17 protein-coding genes are annotated in these 18133 nt (G+C 60.8%); 8 read left to right on the top strand and 9 right to left on the bottom strand.

Translation table 11 applies throughout. The annotated features are described in order from the left end of the window. Positions 1-84: 84 nt before the first annotated feature. Positions 85-1629, top strand: a complete 1545-nt coding sequence (norR, locus tag AACY44_RS24310) for a nitric oxide reductase transcriptional regulator NorR (RefSeq protein ID WP_339420678.1) — start codon at positions 85-87, stop codon at positions 1627-1629. A 22-nt stretch (positions 1630-1651) separates the two neighbouring features. Here the strand turns inward: norR and AACY44_RS24305 are convergent, their stop codons facing one another. Further along, positions 1652-2554 (bottom strand): DMT family transporter, encoded by a 903-nt coding sequence (locus AACY44_RS24305; RefSeq protein ID WP_339420679.1) that lies wholly within the window; start codon positions 2552-2554, stop codon positions 1652-1654. Between the two features lie 138 nt (positions 2555-2692). Between AACY44_RS24305 and AACY44_RS24300 the strand changes: the two genes are divergently transcribed. Further along, a complete protein-coding gene (locus AACY44_RS24300) occupies positions 2693-3568 on the top strand; it encodes a helix-turn-helix transcriptional regulator (RefSeq protein WP_339420680.1) in 876 nt (291 codons plus the stop codon). On the opposite strand, the gene AACY44_RS24295 is transcribed toward AACY44_RS24300, so the two are convergent. The 7 genes from AACY44_RS24295 to AACY44_RS24265 all read right to left on the bottom strand — a co-directional run bounded on the left by AACY44_RS24295 (position 3565) and on the right by AACY44_RS24265 (position 13370). Next, positions 3565-6066, bottom strand: coding sequence for a helix-turn-helix transcriptional regulator (locus AACY44_RS24295; protein WP_339435955.1), 2502 nt, complete (start codon positions 6064-6066; stop codon positions 3565-3567). The two genes, AACY44_RS24300 and AACY44_RS24295, sit on opposite strands and share 4 nt — an antisense overlap. Before the next feature lie 229 nt (positions 6067-6295). Continuing rightward, entirely contained in the window at positions 6296-7654 is a 1359-nt protein-coding gene (locus AACY44_RS24290) for a DUF1329 domain-containing protein (RefSeq protein ID WP_339435954.1), read from the bottom strand. A 26-nt stretch (positions 7655-7680) separates the two neighbouring features. After that, positions 7681-9471, bottom strand: coding sequence for a DUF1302 domain-containing protein (locus tag AACY44_RS24285; protein ID WP_339435953.1), 1791 nt, complete (start codon positions 9469-9471; stop codon positions 7681-7683). A 483-nt stretch (positions 9472-9954) separates the two neighbouring features. Then, a complete protein-coding gene (locus AACY44_RS24280; RefSeq protein WP_049711581.1) occupies positions 9955-10866 on the bottom strand; it encodes an SDR family oxidoreductase in 912 nt (303 codons plus the stop codon). 154 nt (positions 10867-11020) lie between these two features. Beyond that, positions 11021-11926 (bottom strand): alpha/beta fold hydrolase, encoded by a 906-nt coding sequence (locus AACY44_RS24275; protein ID WP_339420684.1) that lies wholly within the window; start codon positions 11924-11926, stop codon positions 11021-11023. Continuing rightward, positions 11926-12708, bottom strand: a complete 783-nt coding sequence (locus AACY44_RS24270) for a class II aldolase/adducin family protein (protein ID WP_339427495.1) — start codon at positions 12706-12708, stop codon at positions 11926-11928. The genes AACY44_RS24275 and AACY44_RS24270 overlap by 1 nt, the downstream gene beginning before the upstream one ends. Positions 12709-12914: 206 nt before the next feature. Continuing rightward, on the bottom strand, positions 12915-13370 hold the full coding sequence (locus tag AACY44_RS24265) for a flavodoxin (RefSeq protein ID WP_339420686.1): 456 nt from the start codon (positions 13368-13370) through the stop codon (positions 12915-12917). 136 nt (positions 13371-13506) lie between these two features. Between AACY44_RS24265 and AACY44_RS24260 the strand changes: the two genes are divergently transcribed. Together AACY44_RS24260 and AACY44_RS24255 are read left to right on the top strand one after the other, a co-directional pair. Next, the gene (locus AACY44_RS24260) at positions 13507-13974 is read left to right on the top strand and encodes a PAS domain-containing protein (RefSeq protein WP_339427496.1); all 468 of its coding nucleotides are present in this window, start codon (positions 13507-13509) and stop codon (positions 13972-13974) included. Positions 13975-14032: 58 nt separating this feature from the next. Beyond that, entirely contained in the window at positions 14033-14638 is a 606-nt protein-coding gene (locus tag AACY44_RS24255; RefSeq protein WP_339420688.1) for a hypothetical protein, read from the top strand. 2 nt (positions 14639-14640) lie between these two features. Here AACY44_RS24255 and AACY44_RS24250 read toward each other — a convergent pair whose 3' ends face one another. Further along, positions 14641-15591, bottom strand: coding sequence for a MerR family transcriptional regulator (locus AACY44_RS24250; RefSeq protein ID WP_339420689.1), 951 nt, complete (start codon positions 15589-15591; stop codon positions 14641-14643). Between the two features lie 215 nt (positions 15592-15806). Here AACY44_RS24250 and AACY44_RS24245 point away from each other — a divergent pair, with 215 nt between their 5' ends. Genes AACY44_RS24245 through folX form a run of 4 tightly spaced genes read left to right on the top strand, consistent with a single transcriptional unit; the run spans position 15807 to position 18120 of the window. Beyond that, positions 15807-16364: an antibiotic biosynthesis monooxygenase gene (locus AACY44_RS24245; RefSeq protein WP_065874470.1), complete on the top strand. Its 558-nt coding sequence runs from the start codon at positions 15807-15809 to the stop codon at positions 16362-16364. 57 nt (positions 16365-16421) lie between these two features. Beyond that, positions 16422-17132, top strand: coding sequence for a dihydromonapterin reductase (gene folM / locus AACY44_RS24240; protein ID WP_339435951.1), 711 nt, complete (start codon positions 16422-16424; stop codon positions 17130-17132). 20 nt (positions 17133-17152) lie between these two features. Next, positions 17153-17713, top strand: a complete 561-nt coding sequence (gene folE / locus AACY44_RS24235; RefSeq protein WP_049711572.1) for a GTP cyclohydrolase I FolE — start codon at positions 17153-17155, stop codon at positions 17711-17713. A 2-nt stretch (positions 17714-17715) separates the two neighbouring features. Beyond that, positions 17716-18120 carry a dihydroneopterin triphosphate 2'-epimerase gene (gene folX / locus AACY44_RS24230; protein WP_339420691.1) on the top strand — a complete coding sequence of 135 codons (405 nt, stop codon included), beginning with the start codon at positions 17716-17718 and terminating at the stop codon, positions 18118-18120. Positions 18121-18133: the final 13 nt, after the last annotated feature.

Raw genomic sequence — 18133 nt, 5'->3', positions numbered from 1 at the left:
ATCGTTATTTTTCAACCACTTAAATTACATGTAGTCAGTATGACCTCCTACACCTTATAGTCATAAGGACTACAAGGAGTCTTTATGACTGCGCACTCATTGCTCACCACCCTGCTGCCTCTGGTCGCCGACCTGTCTCGCGAACTGCCTGAAGGCGAGCGTTACCGCCGCCTGCTGCAAGCGATGCGCGCCCTGCTCCCTTGCGATGCCGCCGCGTTGTTGCGCCTGGAAGGCGAATGGCTGGTGCCACTGGCCGTCGATGGCTTGAGCGACGACACCTTGGGTCGACGCTTCAAGGTCAGTGAGCATCCGCGCTTTGCCGTGCTGCTGAGCAGCCCCGGCCCCACGCGCTTTGACAGTGACAGCGAATTGCCCGACCCCTATGACGGCTTGGTGGATGGCCTGCATGGACACCTGGAAGTACACGACTGCATGGGCTGCCCGCTGTTCGTCGACGACCAGCCCTGGGGCCTGCTGACCCTGGATGCCCTCGACACCGAGCGCTTCGAACGCGTGGAGCTCGATGCCCTGCAAGCCTTCGCCAGCCTCGCCGCCGCCACCGTCAACGTAGCCGAGCGCATCGAGCGCCTGGCCTTGCGCGCCGAAGACGAACACCAGCGTGCCGAGATTTACCGCCAGGCCAGCGGCCAGCAGCACAAGGAAATGATCGGCCAAAGTAAAAGCCACAAGCGCCTGGTCGAGGAGACCAAATGGGTCGGTGGCAGCGACCTGACCGTACTGATCACTGGCGAAACCGGAGTGGGCAAGGAACTGGTAGCCCACGCCATCCACGCCGCATCAACACGCGCGGACAAACCGCTGATCAGCCTCAATTGCGCCGCCCTGCCGGAAACCCTGGTGGAAAGCGAGCTGTTCGGCCATGTGCGCGGCGCCTTCACCGGTGCGTTGAATGAGCGCCGCGGCAAATTCGAGCTGGCCAATGGCGGTACGTTGTTCCTGGATGAAGTGGGCGAACTGTCACTGACGGTGCAAGCCAAGCTGCTGCGGGTACTGCAAAGCGGCCAGTTGCAGCGGCTGGGCTCGGACAAGGAACACCAAGTGGACGTGCGCCTGATCGCCGCCACCAACCGCGACCTGGCCTTTGAGGTGCGCAACGGCCGCTACCGCGCCGACTTTTACCACCGACTCAGCGTGTACCCCCTGCAAGTACCGGCGCTGCGCGAACGCGGGCGCGATGTGCTGCTGCTGGCCGGCTACTTCCTCGAACAGAACCGCTCACGCATGGGCCTGGGCAGCTTGCGCCTGACCAGCGATGCCCAGGCGGCGATGCTGGCCTATAACTGGCCGGGCAACGTGCGAGAGCTGGAACATTTGATCGGACGCAGCGCGCTGAAAGCCTTGGGGAACTGTCGCGAACGTCCGAGGATTTTAAGCTTGAGTGCCCGGGACCTCGACCTGCCCGATGTCAGCGCGCCGCTGATCGAAGAACAGACTGACATGGTGACCGCCGTCACCGGCGACCTGCGCCAGGCCACAGAGCACTACCAGCGCCAAATCATCAGCGCCTGCCTGGAACGCCACCAGCACAACTGGGCCAGCGCCGCCCGCGAACTCGGCCTGGACCGCGCCAACCTAGGCCGAATGGCCAAGCGCCTAGGCCTCAAATAGCCCAAACAACTCGCTCCCACATTTAGGTTTGTTGTGCCTTGAAGACAGGGTTCACACGCTTCACCTTCCGAAACACCAACACATTCCCCACCATCACCAGCACCAACCCCACCAACGCCGGTGCAGTCCACTGATACCCCTCAACAAACGTCGACACATTCAGCGCCACCACCGGAAACAACACCGTGCAATACGCCGCACGCTCCGGCCCCATCCGACCCACCAACGTCAGATAAGCCGTAAACCCAATCACCGACCCCGGAATCACCAGGTACCACAACGCGCCGACATACCGCGCGCTCCAGTCCATCTCGAACGGAATCCCGCGCACCACGCAATACGTTGCCAACATCGCCGAACCATACGCCATGCCCCAGGCATTGGTGGTCAGCGGCCTGAGCCCGGCCTTCTGCTGCAGGCTCGACAACATATTGCCCGCCGAGAAACACATCGTCCCGAGCAACGCCAACCCCAAGCCGAGCCAGGTCTGCGGGCTGGCGGTATGCCCCACCAGTTCCGGCCAGAACAGCAAGCCCAGTCCCAGCAAGCCAAGGCCGCCGCCCATCAACACATTACGCGCCACCCGCTGGCCGAAAAACACCCGGGCATTCAGCGCGTTCCACAGCGTAGCCGTGGAGAACACCACCGCCACCAACCCACTGGGAATCCACTGGCTGGCCGTAAGAAAGCACATGAAGTTGACGCAGAACAGGCACAGCCCTTGGGCCAGGCAGATCAAGTGCCCACGCCTGTTCATCACCTGCAACGTGCGGCTGAGCAACAACAGCGCAAACAACACCAGCGCCGCCAAGCCAAAGCGATAAACGATGGACACAGGGATTGCCACCACGCCCAGCTGCCACTTGAGGGCGATCCAGGTGGTGCCCCAAATCAGCACGGTGAGTAAATACAGGGAAAGGTTCATAGCGGGCTCCATCGGTTGAGCCACAGTCTGGCCCTCCCTCCGTGGCGCGCTCTTGCACAATCTTGCGCTTTTGTTGGGCGACGGGATCACAGCGCCAACCGCGGGGAGTAGGATGCAAAGCGTCGGAGAGTACTCACCATGCCTGATCTGGAATCCCTGCAAGTCTTTCAAGCCCTTAATCGCTCGCCCAACGCACGCCTTGAGGCCTGCGCCGAGCTCGGTGACGGCTTGTCTGCGGCTTTGTGGAGCAACCACCACGACTCGCAGGATTATCAAGCGCCGAGCCATCACACGCTGTCGTGCTACATCGGCGGCGGCACCGGCACCTTTCGGCGTGACCAGCCGGGCACCAAGGGCGGGCCCGACAAGCTGTGCATCCTGCCCGCCGAGCATCAGTCGGCATGGGTGATCAACGGCGAGATTCGCCTGGCCCACGTGTATTTCAGCCCGGAGCAGTTTGCCTTGGGCTGCATCACCCTGCTCGACCGCGAGCCCCGCACCTTGCACCTGCGCGAAAGCACCTTCCTGGAAGACGCCAGCCAGGCCCGGCGCTTTCATCAATTGATCGCGCTGAACTGGCACGAACCCGCAGAGCGCTTGCTGACCAGCAGCCTGGCCCATGAAATGCTCAGCCACACCCTGCTCAGCCAGGTGGGCGCGCGCGAAGGGCTCCGTCTGAAAGGCGGGTTGGCGGCGTACCAGCGACGACTGTTGGTCGACTACATCGACCAATACCTGGAAGACCCGATCAGCCTGGGTCAATTGGCCGGGATGTGTGCGCTGTCGGAGTACCATTTCGCGAGGATGTTCCGCCAGACGTTCGGCCTGCCGCCCCATCAATATTTGTTGGCGCGGCGATTGACCCGTGCCCAGGCCCTGCTGCGCAGCGGCGCCCTGCCCTTGGGCGAGATCGCCTTGATGTGCGGTTTCTCCAGCGCCAGCCACTTCACCCATCGCTTTCGCCAGGCCATGGGCGCCACACCCGGCGAGTATCGCCAGGCGTTCTGCAGCTAGATCATCAACCCCAGTGTCTTGGCCTTGGCCACCGCTTGCGTACGCCGCTCCACGCCGAGCTTGCTGTGGATGCGCCGCGCGTGGGTCTTGACGGTGTGCAGGGAGATAAACAGGCGGTCGGCGATTTCCAGGTTGGAGTTACCCAGGGCGATCAACTGCAGCACTTCCAGCTCGCGCTGGCTGAGTGGGTTCTCGACCGCGCCTGACGTTGAGGCTTGGGGCTCCATGCCCAGCTCGCTCAACACCCCCGGCGAGCGCAGCCGCAGCTCGCGAATAGCCTGCTGCACCTGGCAACGCTCCGCCAGCTGAAGCCCGGTTTGCAGCGAACGGCGCGCCAGGGAGGCGTCGCCGACCTGCCAGGCCACTTCGCCGAGCACCAGGTACAGCTCGGTTTCCAGACAGAGCATGCCGCGTTGGTGGGCGCTGCCCAGCAAGGCCGTAAGCCGTGCTACGGGGTGCTCGGCACAGCCCAGTTTCACCTCCGCCAGCACCAGCAGGTATTCCAGGCGCGGGATCAGTTCCAGGGTGGCCGGCGGCGCCTGTTTGGCCTGGGGCCCCCGGAAGTGTCGCAGTACGCGGCGCACCGCTTCCACCGTCAGGTCAGCGCGCCCCTGTTGCAACCAGAAATGCCCGCTGACCAACAGCAGCACCGCGCGATACACCCTGTCGGGCACCTGGCGTTGTTGCATCAGCCGTTCGGCTTCGCGCAGTTGGTCAAAGGCTTGGGCGTAATCGCCACGATTGGCTGCCATCAGCGCCAAGCCGAGAAACCCGTAGAGCACGCGCTTGTCCTGGCTGTGCAGGCACACCTTCAAGCCTGTTTCGAAGCATTCGGCGGCCAGGCTGTCTTGCCCCTGGCGCAACGCCAGATGCCCGCGCCGCAGGGCAATGCGCCCAACCAAGGGCCCGGCCTTGAGCCGCTGTTCGAGCAACATCGCCTGCACATTTTCCAGCAGGCTTTGCGCCCGATACGGCGCGCCGCGCTGCTCCAGTAATTGCGCGTGATCCAGTTCGAGCAAGGCCTCGAGCAGCAACGAACCGTGGGCCCGGGCCAGGCACAACGCCTCACGGCTCAGGCTCTGGGCCACGTCCAACTCGCCACGCAGCAAGGCTTGCTGGGTCAGGCCCGACAGGCACATCAGCCGCGACGTCCAGGCACTGTCGGGCAAGGCTTGCAGTGCCTCAAGGAAATGTTCGCGAGAGCGCTCGGCATCGCCGCCCAAATGCAGCAGCCAGCCCCATTGCGCCTGCCAGCGCGCCAGCAGATAGCGTTGTTGCGCCGCCGTCGGTTGCGGGGCGAACCGCGCAAGCTGGTCGATGCATTGCGCGGCCTGGTCAAAACGCCCGGCGAACAGCAATGCCGCCGTCACCAGCCCGACCAGTTGCGCCGAGCCGAGCATCAATTCATCGCCATGCTGTTCATGCAGACGCAACAGCAACACCGCGTTCTGCTGGCGGAACAGGTCCTCGAAACTGAAGTACTTCAGCAAGCTCACCGCGGCTTCATATTCTTCGGCCAGCAAGGCTTGTTCAAATGCTGCCTGCCAGTCCTGTTCGGCGGTGAACCATTGGCAGGCGCGCCGGTGCCAGGAGCGCTTGGCCGGCCAGGGCTCATCACGCATCAGCTGTGCCAGCGGCGGGAAAACCTGTTGCCAGCTCGTGTCTTCCCAAGGCTGGATAAACGCACCGAGGGCCTGCAAGCCCCGCAGGTATTGGACACCGTCGCCAACGCCGAACAGGTGCTCGCACAACCCCGTATTGAAACGCGGCAGATGGGCGAGCACGCGCCAGGCTTCAGCCAGCTCGGTCGGCAAGGTGCTGAACAGCTCGTGTTGCAAGTAGTCGAGCAAGGTTTTGTCCGGGTGACCATCGCCGAGCAGCGCGATGCGCACACCGGCGCACCAGCCGGCGCTGAACTGCAACACACGGTCGACGGACTGCCCTGGCGCATGGCTGAGCAGTTGCTTGATTTCCTCAGCATCAAACGCCAACTCGGCGCCACACTCCAGCAACTCATCGTCGAGCAACAGCCGCGGCCAGTTGCACGCCGGCCGGCGCCGCGCCCCAAGCCACCAGCTCAACGCCGGGCTGCTGGCAGTGAGCAGGCGGTCGAGCAAGGCGTCGGTGTCGGGCGCGGGCAAGCGGCAGAAGTCATCGAGGAACACCCACGCCGAGGTGTGCCAGCGGCCAAGGTCCAGCAGCAGCGTGGCTTCATCGGTGAATGGCAAGCCGAGGCTTTGCGCCAGGCGCAGGCACAGATCAAGAGGGCTGAGGGCAACACCATTGAGCGGCAACCAATACACTTGGCAATCCTTGGGTGCCTGCAATGCGCACTCGGCGAGCAACGCACTCTTGCCACTGCCACCCGGCGCGCACAACAGCTTCACCCGCGCCGAAGCCACCAGCAAAGGGCCCGCCAAGCGCGGGCGCAGCAGATGGTGGCCGGACAGCCGAGGCATGAATCCAGGACGGTCCAGGCAGCGTGTCATGGCGGTCATTGCTGCATCCTGCGTTTTTATTGTTATGCAACGTGGCGACTACCCTAGTCCTGTGGTCGGCGGTTGTTGAAGAAAGATTCAGCACAATGATTGTAAGACATGCACAAAACCCAATGTGGGCGCGGGCTTGCTCGCGAATGCGGTGGATCAGCCTAAGAATTCGGTGACTGATACTCCGCATTCGCGAGCAAGCCCGCTCCCACAGTTGGATTGCATTTTCACACCAACATCAGCGAACGCCTTCAGTCCTCAACGCCGCCGGTGTGTAATCCGCAGCCTTGGCTTTGAACCCAAACACAAAACTGCTCTTCTCCTCGTTCTTCATCCCCAGGGCGATGTAGCGCCCAGCGATGATGTCGTACAGCGTCTCCACCGTGTAGGCCGGCACCTGGTGGTTGTAGTAGAACTGCGCATGCCCCTCGGCAACCCGCCACAGTTGGCCACGGCCGTCGTAGTGATCCACCAATGCCACCTGCCAGCTGTCTTCATCGATGTACATGTGGCGCTTGGCGTAGATGTGCCGCTCGCTCGGCTTGACCGTGCCAACCACTTCCCACACGCGGTGCAGCTCATAGCGGGTCAGGTCCTGATTGATGTGGCCGGCCTTGATGATGTCGTCGTACTTGAGCGTCGGCTGGTCCAGCTTGTAGCTGTTGTAGGGGATGTACATCTCCTTCTTGCCCACCAGCTTCCAGTCATAACGGTCAGGCGCGCCGGAGAACATATCGAAGTTATCCGTGGTGCGCAGCCCATCGGATGCAGTACCCGGACCGTCATACGACACCTGCGGCGCGCGACGCACGCGGCGCTGGCCAGCGTTGTAGATCCAGGCCAGGCGCGGCTCCTTCACCTGGTCGAGGGTTTCGTGCACCAATAGCACGTTGCCCGCCAGCCGCGCCGGCGCCGTCACCGATTGCTTGAAAAAGCTCAGTACGTTGGCGGCCTTGGCCTGGTCCATGTCCGGGATCGCTTGCGGCACCGCCACTTCTTCTTCGAAGCGGATCGGCGTGTAACCGCCGTTGGTCTGCGGGGTGGCCTGGATGATGATGCGGCGCAGGTTGCCACCGTGGTAACGGGTGATGTGGTTCCACAGCACCTCCACGCCATTCTTGGGAATCGGGAACGCGTAGTAGCGGTTGCCGGTGAAATTTTCCAGGCCATTACCGTCGTTGATGGCCTTGACGTTCAGCGCACTGCGCTTGATCGACTCGTAGATGTCCGGCGGCAGGTTGACCGTGCGGTGGCTTGGATACACGGGAATTTTATAGGTCTCGGGATAGCGCTTGAACATCGCTACCTGGCCGTCAGACAGCTTGTCTTTATATTTGTCGACAGTGGCGGCGGTGATCACGAACAACGGTTTTTCACTGGCGAACGGGTCGGCGAGGAAGCCCTTGCTGTCCACCGCACCGGCGTTTTTGGGAATACCGCCAGTCCAGGCCGGGATCGAGCCATCGGCGTTGCCGGCTTTTTCGGCGCCCACCGGGGTCAGGGTGGTGCCCAGCTTGGCCGCCTCTTCCGGCGACACCGCCGCCATCACGTTGGCGGCCAACAGGCTGAGGGCCATTACCGCAATTATCTTACGCATAGAGTCTTGTCCTTCTTTAAGCCAAATCAGAAGTTCACGCCGAAGCTGAGGGCGAGGAAGTCACGGTCGGTCAGGGTGTTGTAGTCGCCACCAAAGAAGTCGGTGTAGCTGAGGCTGGCGGTGTAGGTGTTGCGGTAGTCCGCATCGACCCCTGCACTGATCGCCTTGGCGCCTTTGTTGAACAGGCCGTTGGGGCCGTAGCCGGCAACGTCGTGGGACCAGGACAGGTTCGGCTTGAGGTTGATCCCGGCGATCACGTTGTTGTAGTCAAGGATCGCCCGCGCGCGATAACCCCAGGAGGTGGACGTGACAAAACCATCGGTGTCGCCTTGGAAACCATAAGCGCCGTACACCGAGTCGCGGCCGTAACGCAGCTTGGATTTATCCTCCAGGCCGCCGACGTGCACGATGGCCGCTTCGCCCACCAGCGTCAGGCGTTCAGCGCCCAGCACTTGGTCGAAGAACTGGGTCATGCTGCTTTGGACCTGGGTGATTTCCTTGCGGCGGTAGCCTTTGTTGTCAGAACCGAAGTTGCTGCGGATAGGTGAGGCGAGCTGGCCAGCGACAGGATTGATCAGGGCCAGGGTCAGGTCGGTGGTGTTGAGTTGCACCGGGGCATTTGGACGGTAGCTGATCTCTCCGGTCCACGCCGTGCCGGTGGGCAAGGTGGTGGAGAAACTGGCGCCGAACAGGCGAATATCTTCCGGGTAGTCGAGGTAGTACTGGCCGCGGCCGAGCATCAGGCTCTGCACCAGGCCCGCACCAGAGCCAGGCGCTATGGCGTTGGCGGTGCCGGAGATCGCGCCGAGTGTCGCCAAGTTGGTATTGTTGGTGATGGTGCCCACGTTCGGCGAACGGCTGTGGTAGTTCATGAAGTACAGGCCGTACTCCGTGTCGTCCCCCAGCCAACGCAAGGCCGTACCGAACTGGCCGGAATCCCGCGCATCGCGGTCGCCGGCGCGACGTACAATCACGCCTTCATTGGTCGCGCCAAATCCTTGGCCAAACGCTGCGGCCACCGGTTGCAGCGGCGCGATCGCAGGGTTACCCACGGTGTAGTTGTTGGTGCAACCATCCGCCGCCACATCGCTGCCAAAAAACGTGCCGCAGTTATCCAGTACCGTCTGGTCCCATTCCAACTGGTAGAACCCTTCTACGGTCAGTTGGTTGGTCAGGCTTTGTGAAGCGAACAGCATATTGACCGGGATCAGCCCTTCCTTGATCTCGGCACCCGGTCTACGAAAGGCAGACACGTCAATCGGGTTGATGCTGTTGATGGAGTTGCCGATGAAGGTACTTTCCCCCCAACTCACCACCTGTTTACCCGCGCGCACGGTGCCCGGCAGATTGCCCAGTGAGTAGTTGTGATAAACGAAGGCATCGAGGATCTGCGCACCGCTGGACTTGGCGCCTTCCTTGCGGTTGTGGTCGCTGATCTGCTTGAACTCGCGATCTTCGTCCTTGAGTTCGAAGTCGTACCAGTATTTGCCACGGACAAACACGCCCGTGTCGCCGTACTTCAATTCAAGGTCGTGCAAACCTTTGAAAATTTTCGAGAAGGTTTCGCCCTTCTTGAAATTCAGGCGCCCGTCATCCCCGGTGGAAGCCTGGCCGCTACCGCCATTGACGGTGCCCACCAGTTTTTTGTCCGCATCGCGCATGCCCCAACTTGCGCCCACCGACAGTGAGGAATCGAATTGCCCTTCGATCTCGCCAATGTTGAATGAAACAGCCTGTGCCTGCGCACAGCAACCCAACGCAACCGCAGCGGCCAGCGCCTGTGGCCTGAAGATGGCGCGCATTGTTGTTCTTGTCATGCGTCTTCCCCGATGAGTGACAGAAGGCCCCACCCTACTGCCGACCATCAGGAGGGATAAGCGCACCAAGGAGGGATTCGTGTTGTCGCTCGAAAGGATTACCGGGCGCTCTGGCCTGGGTCTGCGCGCGGGCATGCACCGTGTGGATGGCGGGTTATCAGGAAGATGGATGGAGCAGGTCATAACTGTTGCTGATTCAGCAACAGTCCTTGTCATGAATCGCCATTACTCATTTTGTTACTAACGGCTATTCTTGCCGGGCTTTCAGGGCCAACGGCTCGCTTTCCTAACCGGAAGAAAAGCCAGATTCAAATGGATTGATGATTATTTTCAATCCGTTACCGGTGTTCACTGACGTTGATTTGTCGCTCCTTGATCCAACGTCTTACTTCGGCCGCTGCCTATGCAGCGGCCTTTTTTATGCCTTAAATAAAACGGGGCGCCATCAGCGCCCCGCAGGATTCAATCTTTTTCAAGCAACGATCACAGGCTGTATTTCTGCAGATTGGCCATCATCTCCTTCAATGCCTCGATATTGTCCTTGGGGTGGGCTGCACCGTCGAAGTCGCAGATCTGCTGCCAGTGTGCGGCCACATCGTCGGGCGAGAAGCCGGCTTCCGGGTCAAAGCCCACGCCCAGGCTACGCTCCCAACGGGTCTTGCCGATCCAGCCGCCGCCTACTTCAAACAGCCCCGAGGTTTCCTGACACGCCTCGCTGCCCAGGTACACCACCAGCGGGCTGACCAGCTCCGGCTTGAGGCGCTCGAACACTTGCGGCGGGATCAAGCCTTCGGTCATGCGCGTGCCGCCGGTGGGGGCAATGGCGTTCACCAGAATGTTGTTCTTGCGCCCTTCCAGCGCCAGCGTGCGGGTCAGCCCATAGAGGCCAAGCTTGGCCATGCCGTAGTTGGACTGGCCAAAGTTGCCATAGATGCCCGAGGTGGACGCCGTGAAAATCACCCGACCGTAAGCTTGCTCGCGCAGATGGGGCCAAGCAGCGCGGGTGACTTTGTAGGCGCCTTCGACATGCACCCGGTAAACCAGGTCCCAATCGCTGTCGTCCATTTTGTGGAAGGTCTTGTCACGCAGAATGCCAGCGTTATTGACCACCACATCGATACGGCCGAAGGCATCGAGGGCGTTCTGCACGATCTTGTCACCGTCGGTGACAGAGTCATGGTTGGCCTCGGCAATACCGCCCGCTTCACGGATCTCGGCCACGACCCGGTCGGCGGCCGAGGCATTCGCGCCTTCACCCTGGGTAGAACCACCGAGATCGTTGACCAACACTTTGGCGCCATGTTTAGCGAACAACAGCGCATGGGCCCGGCCCAATCCGCCGCCGGCACCGGTGACGATCACGACCTTATCCTGGAACTGCACTGACTCACTCATACCGAACTCCAATGGCGACAATGGGAATGGGTCGAGTGTCAGGCACCGGGGCTCTGGTCACAATAGATACGCCAGGGGCTGAATGGTGCTCGATAAGGTAGGGGGATGATTATGATGGGCTAACGAAAATCTAATTGTGTGTAGATAACTATGGCTATCGCAGGCAAGCCAGCTCCCCCACTGGGCCAGCAATTCGCTCGCGAAACGCCAGGTAGTGCTTGAGCACCTGCACCGGCGCCTCGATCTGCGGATAGTGGCCGATATTGGCCAGCAAGACCGTGTCGGCGTGGGGCACCAACTCGTGGTAACGCTCAACCATGTGGGCGCCGGAGATCGGGTCTATCTCGCCATCAATCACCCGCAGCGGAACTTCAGCCTGCTGCATTGCCGCGACCCAACGATCACGCAGGCGCCGACGCTGAGGAATGTAGGCGACGAGCTTGTGCAGGATGCGCGTGCCTTCGTGGCATTCGATCAGGCTCCAGAAATCATCCAGGGCGCTTTCGCTGGGGCGGGTATTGAGGCCGAATATCTGGCTGAAGCTGTTCGCCAGGGCATTGCGCCCAAACGCACGGCCGATCATCCAGCCCAGGGGGCTGAGCAAGAGCTTTTGTACCAGCGCCGGGCGATGGGTCTCAGGAAACAACCCCCCGTTGAGAAACACACAACTGGCCATCTGAAAGCGACCTTCATAGTGCCGCGCCAGCAATTCCTGGGCGACGCTGTCGCCGTAGTCATGGGCCAGCACATGCACCGGCTGCTCGACTCGCAGGTGTTCCAGCAGTGCCTGCTGCAAGTCCGCCTGTTCCAGTAGGCAATAACCGTGGTCCAGCGGCTTGGCCGAGTCGCCAAAACCGAGCATGTCGCAGGCGATCACCAAGTTGCGCTGGGCCAGGGGCTGCCACAAGTAGTGCCAGTCCCAACTGGCAGTGGGAAAGCCATGGATCAGCAGCAACGGCTCGCCCTGCCCCGCCACCCAGTAACGGATGGTGCGGCCGTGGAATTCGAATGTCTGACTGCGTTTGCGCCAGACACTGAGCGGAATCTCGGCGAGTGGCATCAGGTTTTATACCCAGGATCGACGCGGTCCAACTTGCGCAGCAACGCGGGCCAGGCCAGAGCGCCCCCCATACCTTGTGCGCTCTTTGTGACCGCCGCCACCATTGCCTTGGCACCGGCGAGTATCTGTGGCCCGATGGCGATCAATTCAGCGCCGCCATTTTGCGCCAGCACCTGGATATCGCAGGCGCGCTGGAAGGTAAACATCATCAAAAAAGTGTCGGCGATGGTGCTGCCGCAAGTCAGAAGACCATGGTTGTGCAGCATCAGAAAATTGTTTTCGCCAAGATCGGCCTGCAAGCGGGCCTTCTCTTCATGGTTCAACGCCACCCCTTCGTAGGCGTGATACGCCAGGCTCGACAGCACGAACAGGGACTGCTGGCTTATCGGCAACACGCCTTGTTTCTGCGCAGCCACCGCAACACCCGAAGCGGTGTGGGTGTGCAGCACACAGGTCACGTCGTGGCGACCTTCATGGATGGCGCTGTGGATGGTGTAGCCCGCGGGGTTGATCTCGTAGGGGCTCTCCATCAGCTTGTTGCCGGCCTGATCGACCTTGACCAGGCTCGACGCGGTGATCTCGTCAAACATCAACCCATAAGGGTTGATCAGGAAATCATCGGTGCCCGGCACCTTGGCCGAGATATGCGTAAAGATCAGGTCATCCCAACCATGCAGCGCCACCAGGCGATAACAGGCTGCCAGGTCGACGCGGGTTTGCCACTCGGCAGCGCTGACCTGGTCTTTGACATTCTGTGGCAATAGAACGGGGGCTAGGCTCACGGTAACGACCTCCTTAGCGCACTTTCTTATTGTTTTTTTGAGTGATGGGCCAGTCTAGTCAGACGTCGTGGCCGCCGTAGTTGCCTTGGCAGCCAGCTTGATGACCGTACGAGTCAGTCTTGAGGATAGTTTAAATTCGTGTGGACAACGTCAGAGAAGTGCCGCCAATAAAGGGGCGGCACAGGCATTGGTGCGCGAATGAGCGCTCAACCGCGCAGCGCAGTGACCAATTCGGCCAGCCACGGTTCGGCGTCAGTTTCCGGGGTGACACTTTCGCTGGCGTCCAAGCGCAGCATGGGCAGCACTTCGCGCACGCCCAACTCAGCAAACAGCTCGCGCATTTGCTCGCCGCCACCGCAGAAAGTATCGCCATAGCTGGCGTCGCCCAGGCCGATGACTGCACCGGGCAGGCCACGCCAGGCGGCGGGCAGTTGGTCGCGAATCGTCGAATACAGGGGTTGCAGATTGTCGGGCAACTCGCCCATGCCGGTGGTGGACGTCACCGCCAGAAAAGCGTCCGGCGCAAATGCCTGCACCTGCGCCAGACTGGCGCGGGGGTTGTGCCAGGCCTCGAAACCTGCGGCATTGAGGATACTGCCAGCATGGCGAGCGACTTCTTCAGCAGTGCCGTAGACCGAGCCGGAAAGGATGGCGACTTTCATCAATCTAATCCTGTAGTTGAGCGAAAGCGTGGGATATTAGCAGCTCAACCGACCCCTTCAAAAAAACGTCGCGCCCGGATGGAAAGAATGCCGGGGTGTCTTAGACTTGCGACACCTCACCTGGATGAAACCCCGCATGATTAACGCTCAATTGATGCAAATGGTCATCGACGCCTCGAATGACGGCATTGTTATCGCTGAACGGGAAGGCAAGGACTTGCCACTGATCTACGTCAACCCGGCTTTTGAGCGGCTGACCGGCTACGCCAGCGATGAAATCCTCTACCAGGATTGCCGTTTCCTGCAATCGGGAGACCGGGACCAACCGGGCCTTATCGCCATTCGAGAAGCGCTGGGCAATGATGGCAATTGTCGCGAAACCCTGCGCAATTACCGCAAGGACGGCACGCACTTCTGGAATGAGCTGTCGATATCCACCCTTTACAACGCGGCAGACAAACAGACTTACTTCATCGGCGTTCAAAAGGACGTCACCGTTCAAGTCAAAGCCCAGCAGCGCGTGGCCCAATTGGAAGCGCAAGTCGCCGAACTCAAGGCAGAGCTAGCCGCACTCAAGACGACGATCGAATCTAACAAAGATTAGATAAAACGGTGATTAAGAGGATAATGGCGTTTTAACCCCTACCTGTTGAGCAGGCCTCATGCAACGCGACGCACTCCTGACGCAGGACGAACTGGATTTTATCCAGACCATGCAGCACAACCCACAGTTGAACCTGCGGGATGCGTCGTCGAGCCTGACGGTTAACGGGGGTGCGCAAATTCGCGACCTGCTCACTCGCCTGGCCGCCCACGACCATCTCACCATCCAGGCGCAGTTCGACAACCAGCAACTCACCTTCCCGCTGCACTTGGTCGAAGATGAGTTTCACGCGGTTCACCTGCGCTTGGGCGTGCCGAGTATTTTCGAAGACGGGCCAATGATCCGGCCGTGGCGCCTGACGCTTGAAACCCCAGTGGCGCTGGAAAATATCAAGGGCAACCCGGGCGCGATGTGGGTGCATGAGGTGTCGTTCAAAGGCGTACTGGTGGAGATTCGGAGCCGGATCAAGCCACCCAAAACTTTTTCACTGTGGTTCAGCCCATCGGGCTATGAGCGCATTGCGTTGCGCGGAACGTTCGAACGAGAAACCGCGCGCGGGTTGTTCGCCTATCGACTGAACCAGAGCGACGCCGAAGAAATCGAGCGCCTGCGCCAGTTCATCCTGCACCAGCACCGCTTGGCCCATCCAGAGGTTCATGCCTGAGCTCAGGTATCCAGGCCACCCGCCAGGAATTGCTGTAAGCGGCGCTGCATCAGCCGCCCCTCGTTACCCAGGCAACCGATTGGCGAGCCCTTAAGGCTTTCCTGCGCCAGGTCGGCGGCATCACCTGCCAGCAGCAACGGGCAATTCAGGGTCAGCGCCAGGCGCTTGAGTCGCAGCGGCAGTTCGCTGCCGGGTGCGCGATTGGAGAACAGTACCAAGGCTTGCGGCTGGGTCTTTTCGCAGATCAGCGTCAATTCGTCGAATGGCTGGCCTACGCCCATGACCTTCACCGCGAGCGTTTCCCCCGACATCAGCAGGCCCGCGACCAGCAACTCCAACTCGCGGCATTCCCCGGCAACGGCCGCCAGTAATACCCGAGGCACCGACGCGGCCGCTGTCACTTGCAGACGTTGCGCGGTGCGCGAGCGCAGGTGATTGTCGAAGAACAGCCACTCGCTGGCTTGGCCGAAGCGCCCTTGGTGGCGCAGCAATGCCTGCCACAGCGGCATGAGAATGTCTTGAAACACTACGGCAATCGGGTAGGCGGAAAAGATCTGGTCGTACAGTCGGTCCAACTCACGGTCATCGAATGCGCTGATTGCAAGGCGCAGGCGTCCCTGCCACTGAACCCACTCCACCTGCGTTTCAGGCGCGGTGCCAGGTTCGCCGAGCGGCTCGTCTCGTGCGAGGAGTTTGCCTACCTTGCTGACCGCGACGCCACGTTCGATCCAGTCCAGTACCCGGTGCACGGTGTCGATATCGTTGCGCGAATACAACCGATGCCCGCTTTCGGTGCGCGTTGGCTGGATCAGGCCGTAGCGACGCTCCCAGGCGCGCAGAGTGACCGGGTTGACGCCGGTCAGCCGGGCGACTTCACGGATAGGGAAAAGGTCGTCGCAATCAGTGACATTGTCAGGCGTCTTTTCGCGCTGGGGAGCAGTAATTTCGGGCATCAGAGATGAAAAAAATCCGTGTCAATTTGAACACTATTTAACGCTTATTCGGCGGCGCGATACAAGTTACAGGGCGACGCGACCAAAGTATCTGGTGTATTTCGATAAAACAGGAATAATCCTTGCCTGTTTTTTCTACGTCGCTGCCACACCCCGCAGCCTCGTTTGTGTGCCGCCTACCCGGCCCAGCGCACCCGCACACTTGGAGATACACAATGTCTACCTCACCCGTCACCCTGATGGTTGCGCGCCGCGTGGCCAAGGGTCGCTACGAAGAACTGATGGCCTGGCTGCGCGAAGGCGAGCAATTGGCCACCGACTTTCCTGGCTACCTGGGCTCAGGCGTTCTTGCCCCGCCGCCCAATGATGATGAGTTCCAGATCATTTTCCGCTTCGCCGATGAGCACACCCTGCATGCCTGGGAGTTTTCTGCCTCCCGCAGTGCCTGGTTGAGCCGTGGCAGCGAATTGTTTGCCGACCCGTCCGAGCACCGCGTACGCGGCATCGACGGCTGGTTCGGCGCGGTGGGTGCGCGCCCGCCACGCTGGAAGCAGGCCGTGGCGATCTGGCTGGCGTTCTTCCCGGTATCGCTGCTGTTCAACTTTGTATTGGGCCCGCTGCTCAATGAACTGGAGCTGGTGCCACGTGTGCTGGTCAGCACCCTGGCGCTCACGCCCTTGATGGTTTATCTGTTTATCCCACTCTCGACCCACCTGCTGGCGAATTGGCTACATCCTTCCCCACCGCGCAAGGTGACTGAAGCTGCCGCATGAGTACAGGGGCGGGCGGTCGCTGGTATAGTTTCAATCTGCCAGCGACCCGAGCCTCTCATGACTGCAACGAACGCCCCGATTCTGATCACCGGCGCCGGCCAGCGTGTCGGCCTGCATTGCGCCCAGCGCCTGCTGGACGAAGGCCACTCGGTGATTTTCAGCTACCGCAGCGAGCGGCCCGGCGTGCAGGCGTTGCGCGAGCGTGGGGCCATCGGTGTATATGCCGATTTCTCTGACGAAGCCGGAATTCTCGCGTTTATCGCCGAGCTGCACACCCACACCCAGAGCCTGCGCGCGATCATCCATAACGCCTCGGCCTGGGTCGCGGAAACGCCTGGCGACGAAAGCCGCGCTTTTACCGACATGTTCAGCGTGCACATGCTTGCGCCGTACCTGATCAACCTGCATTGTTCACCCTTGCTGCAACGCTCGACACCGGCCGACATCGTGCATATCAGCGATGACGTGGTGCGCAAGGGCAGCCGCCAGCACATCGCCTACTGCGCCACCAAGGCCGGGCTCGACAGCCTTACGCTGTCATTTGCCGCGCAGTTCGCGCCGCTGATCAAGGTCAACGGCATCGCACCGGCGATGGTGATGTTCAACGACGGCGACGATGCTGCCTACCGCGCCAAGGTACTGGCCAAGTCGGCACTGGGCATCGAGCCTGGGCCCGAGGTGATCTACCAGAGCGTGCGCTACCTGCTGGACAACCCTTATGTCACCGGAACCACCCTGACCGTCAACGGCGGGCGGCATATCAAGTAAGCCGTTTGTGAGGATGTTGTATGACCTTATCCCTGCCCCAACACTACCGCGAGATCCTTAAAGGCCTGGGCGAAGACCCCGAGCGCGAAGGCTTGCTCGATACACCCAAGCGCGCCGCCAAGGCCATGCAATACCTGTGTCATGGCTACGCGCAGAACCTGGAGGAGATCGTCAACGGCGCGCTGTTCGCCTCTGACAATGACGAGATGGTGATCCTCAAGGACATCGAGTTGTACTCGCTGTGCGAACACCACCTGCTGCCCTTTATCGGCAAGGCCCATGTGGCCTATATTCCGACCGGCAAGGTGCTGGGCCTGTCGAAACTGGCGCGTATCGTCGACATGTTCGCCCGGCGCCTGCAGATCCAGGAAAACCTCACGCGGCAAATTGCCGACGCCATCCAGGACGTGACCCAGGCGGCCGGCGTGGCCGTGGTGATCGAAGCCAAGCATATGTGCATGATGATGCGCGGCGTGGAAAAACAGAATTCAACCATGAACACCTCGGTGATGCTCGGCGCGTTCCGCGAGTCGAACACCACGCGCATGGAGTTCCTGCAACTGATCGGACGGAGCAAGTAGCAATGCCACAACTTCAACCAGGCATGGCGCGTATCCGGGTCAAGGACCTGTGCCTGCGCACCTATATCGGTATCAACGAGGAGGAAATCCTCAACAAGCAGGATGTGCTGATCAACCTGACCATCCTGTATGCCGCCCAGGAAGCCGTGCGCGACAATGACATCGACCATGCGCTGAACTACCGCACCATCACCAAGGCGATCATCGCCCATGTGGAAGGCAACCGCTTTGCCTTGCTGGAGCGCTTGACCCAGGAATTGCTGGACCTGGTGATGAGCAATGAGTCGGTGCTGTACGCCGAAGTCGAAGTGGACAAGCCCCACGCGTTGCGCTTTGCCGAATCGGTTTCGATAACGCTCGCGGCGAGCCGCTCAGCCTCAAGCGATAAGCTTCAAGCCACACGTTAAAGCCAACCTCATT

This window comes from Pseudomonas sp. RA_15y_Pfl1_P11 (assembly GCF_963970975.1).
Lineage (GTDB): Bacteria > Pseudomonadota > Gammaproteobacteria > Pseudomonadales > Pseudomonadaceae > Aquipseudomonas > Aquipseudomonas tritici.
This window is presented reverse-complemented; position numbering and strand designations above follow the sequence as displayed.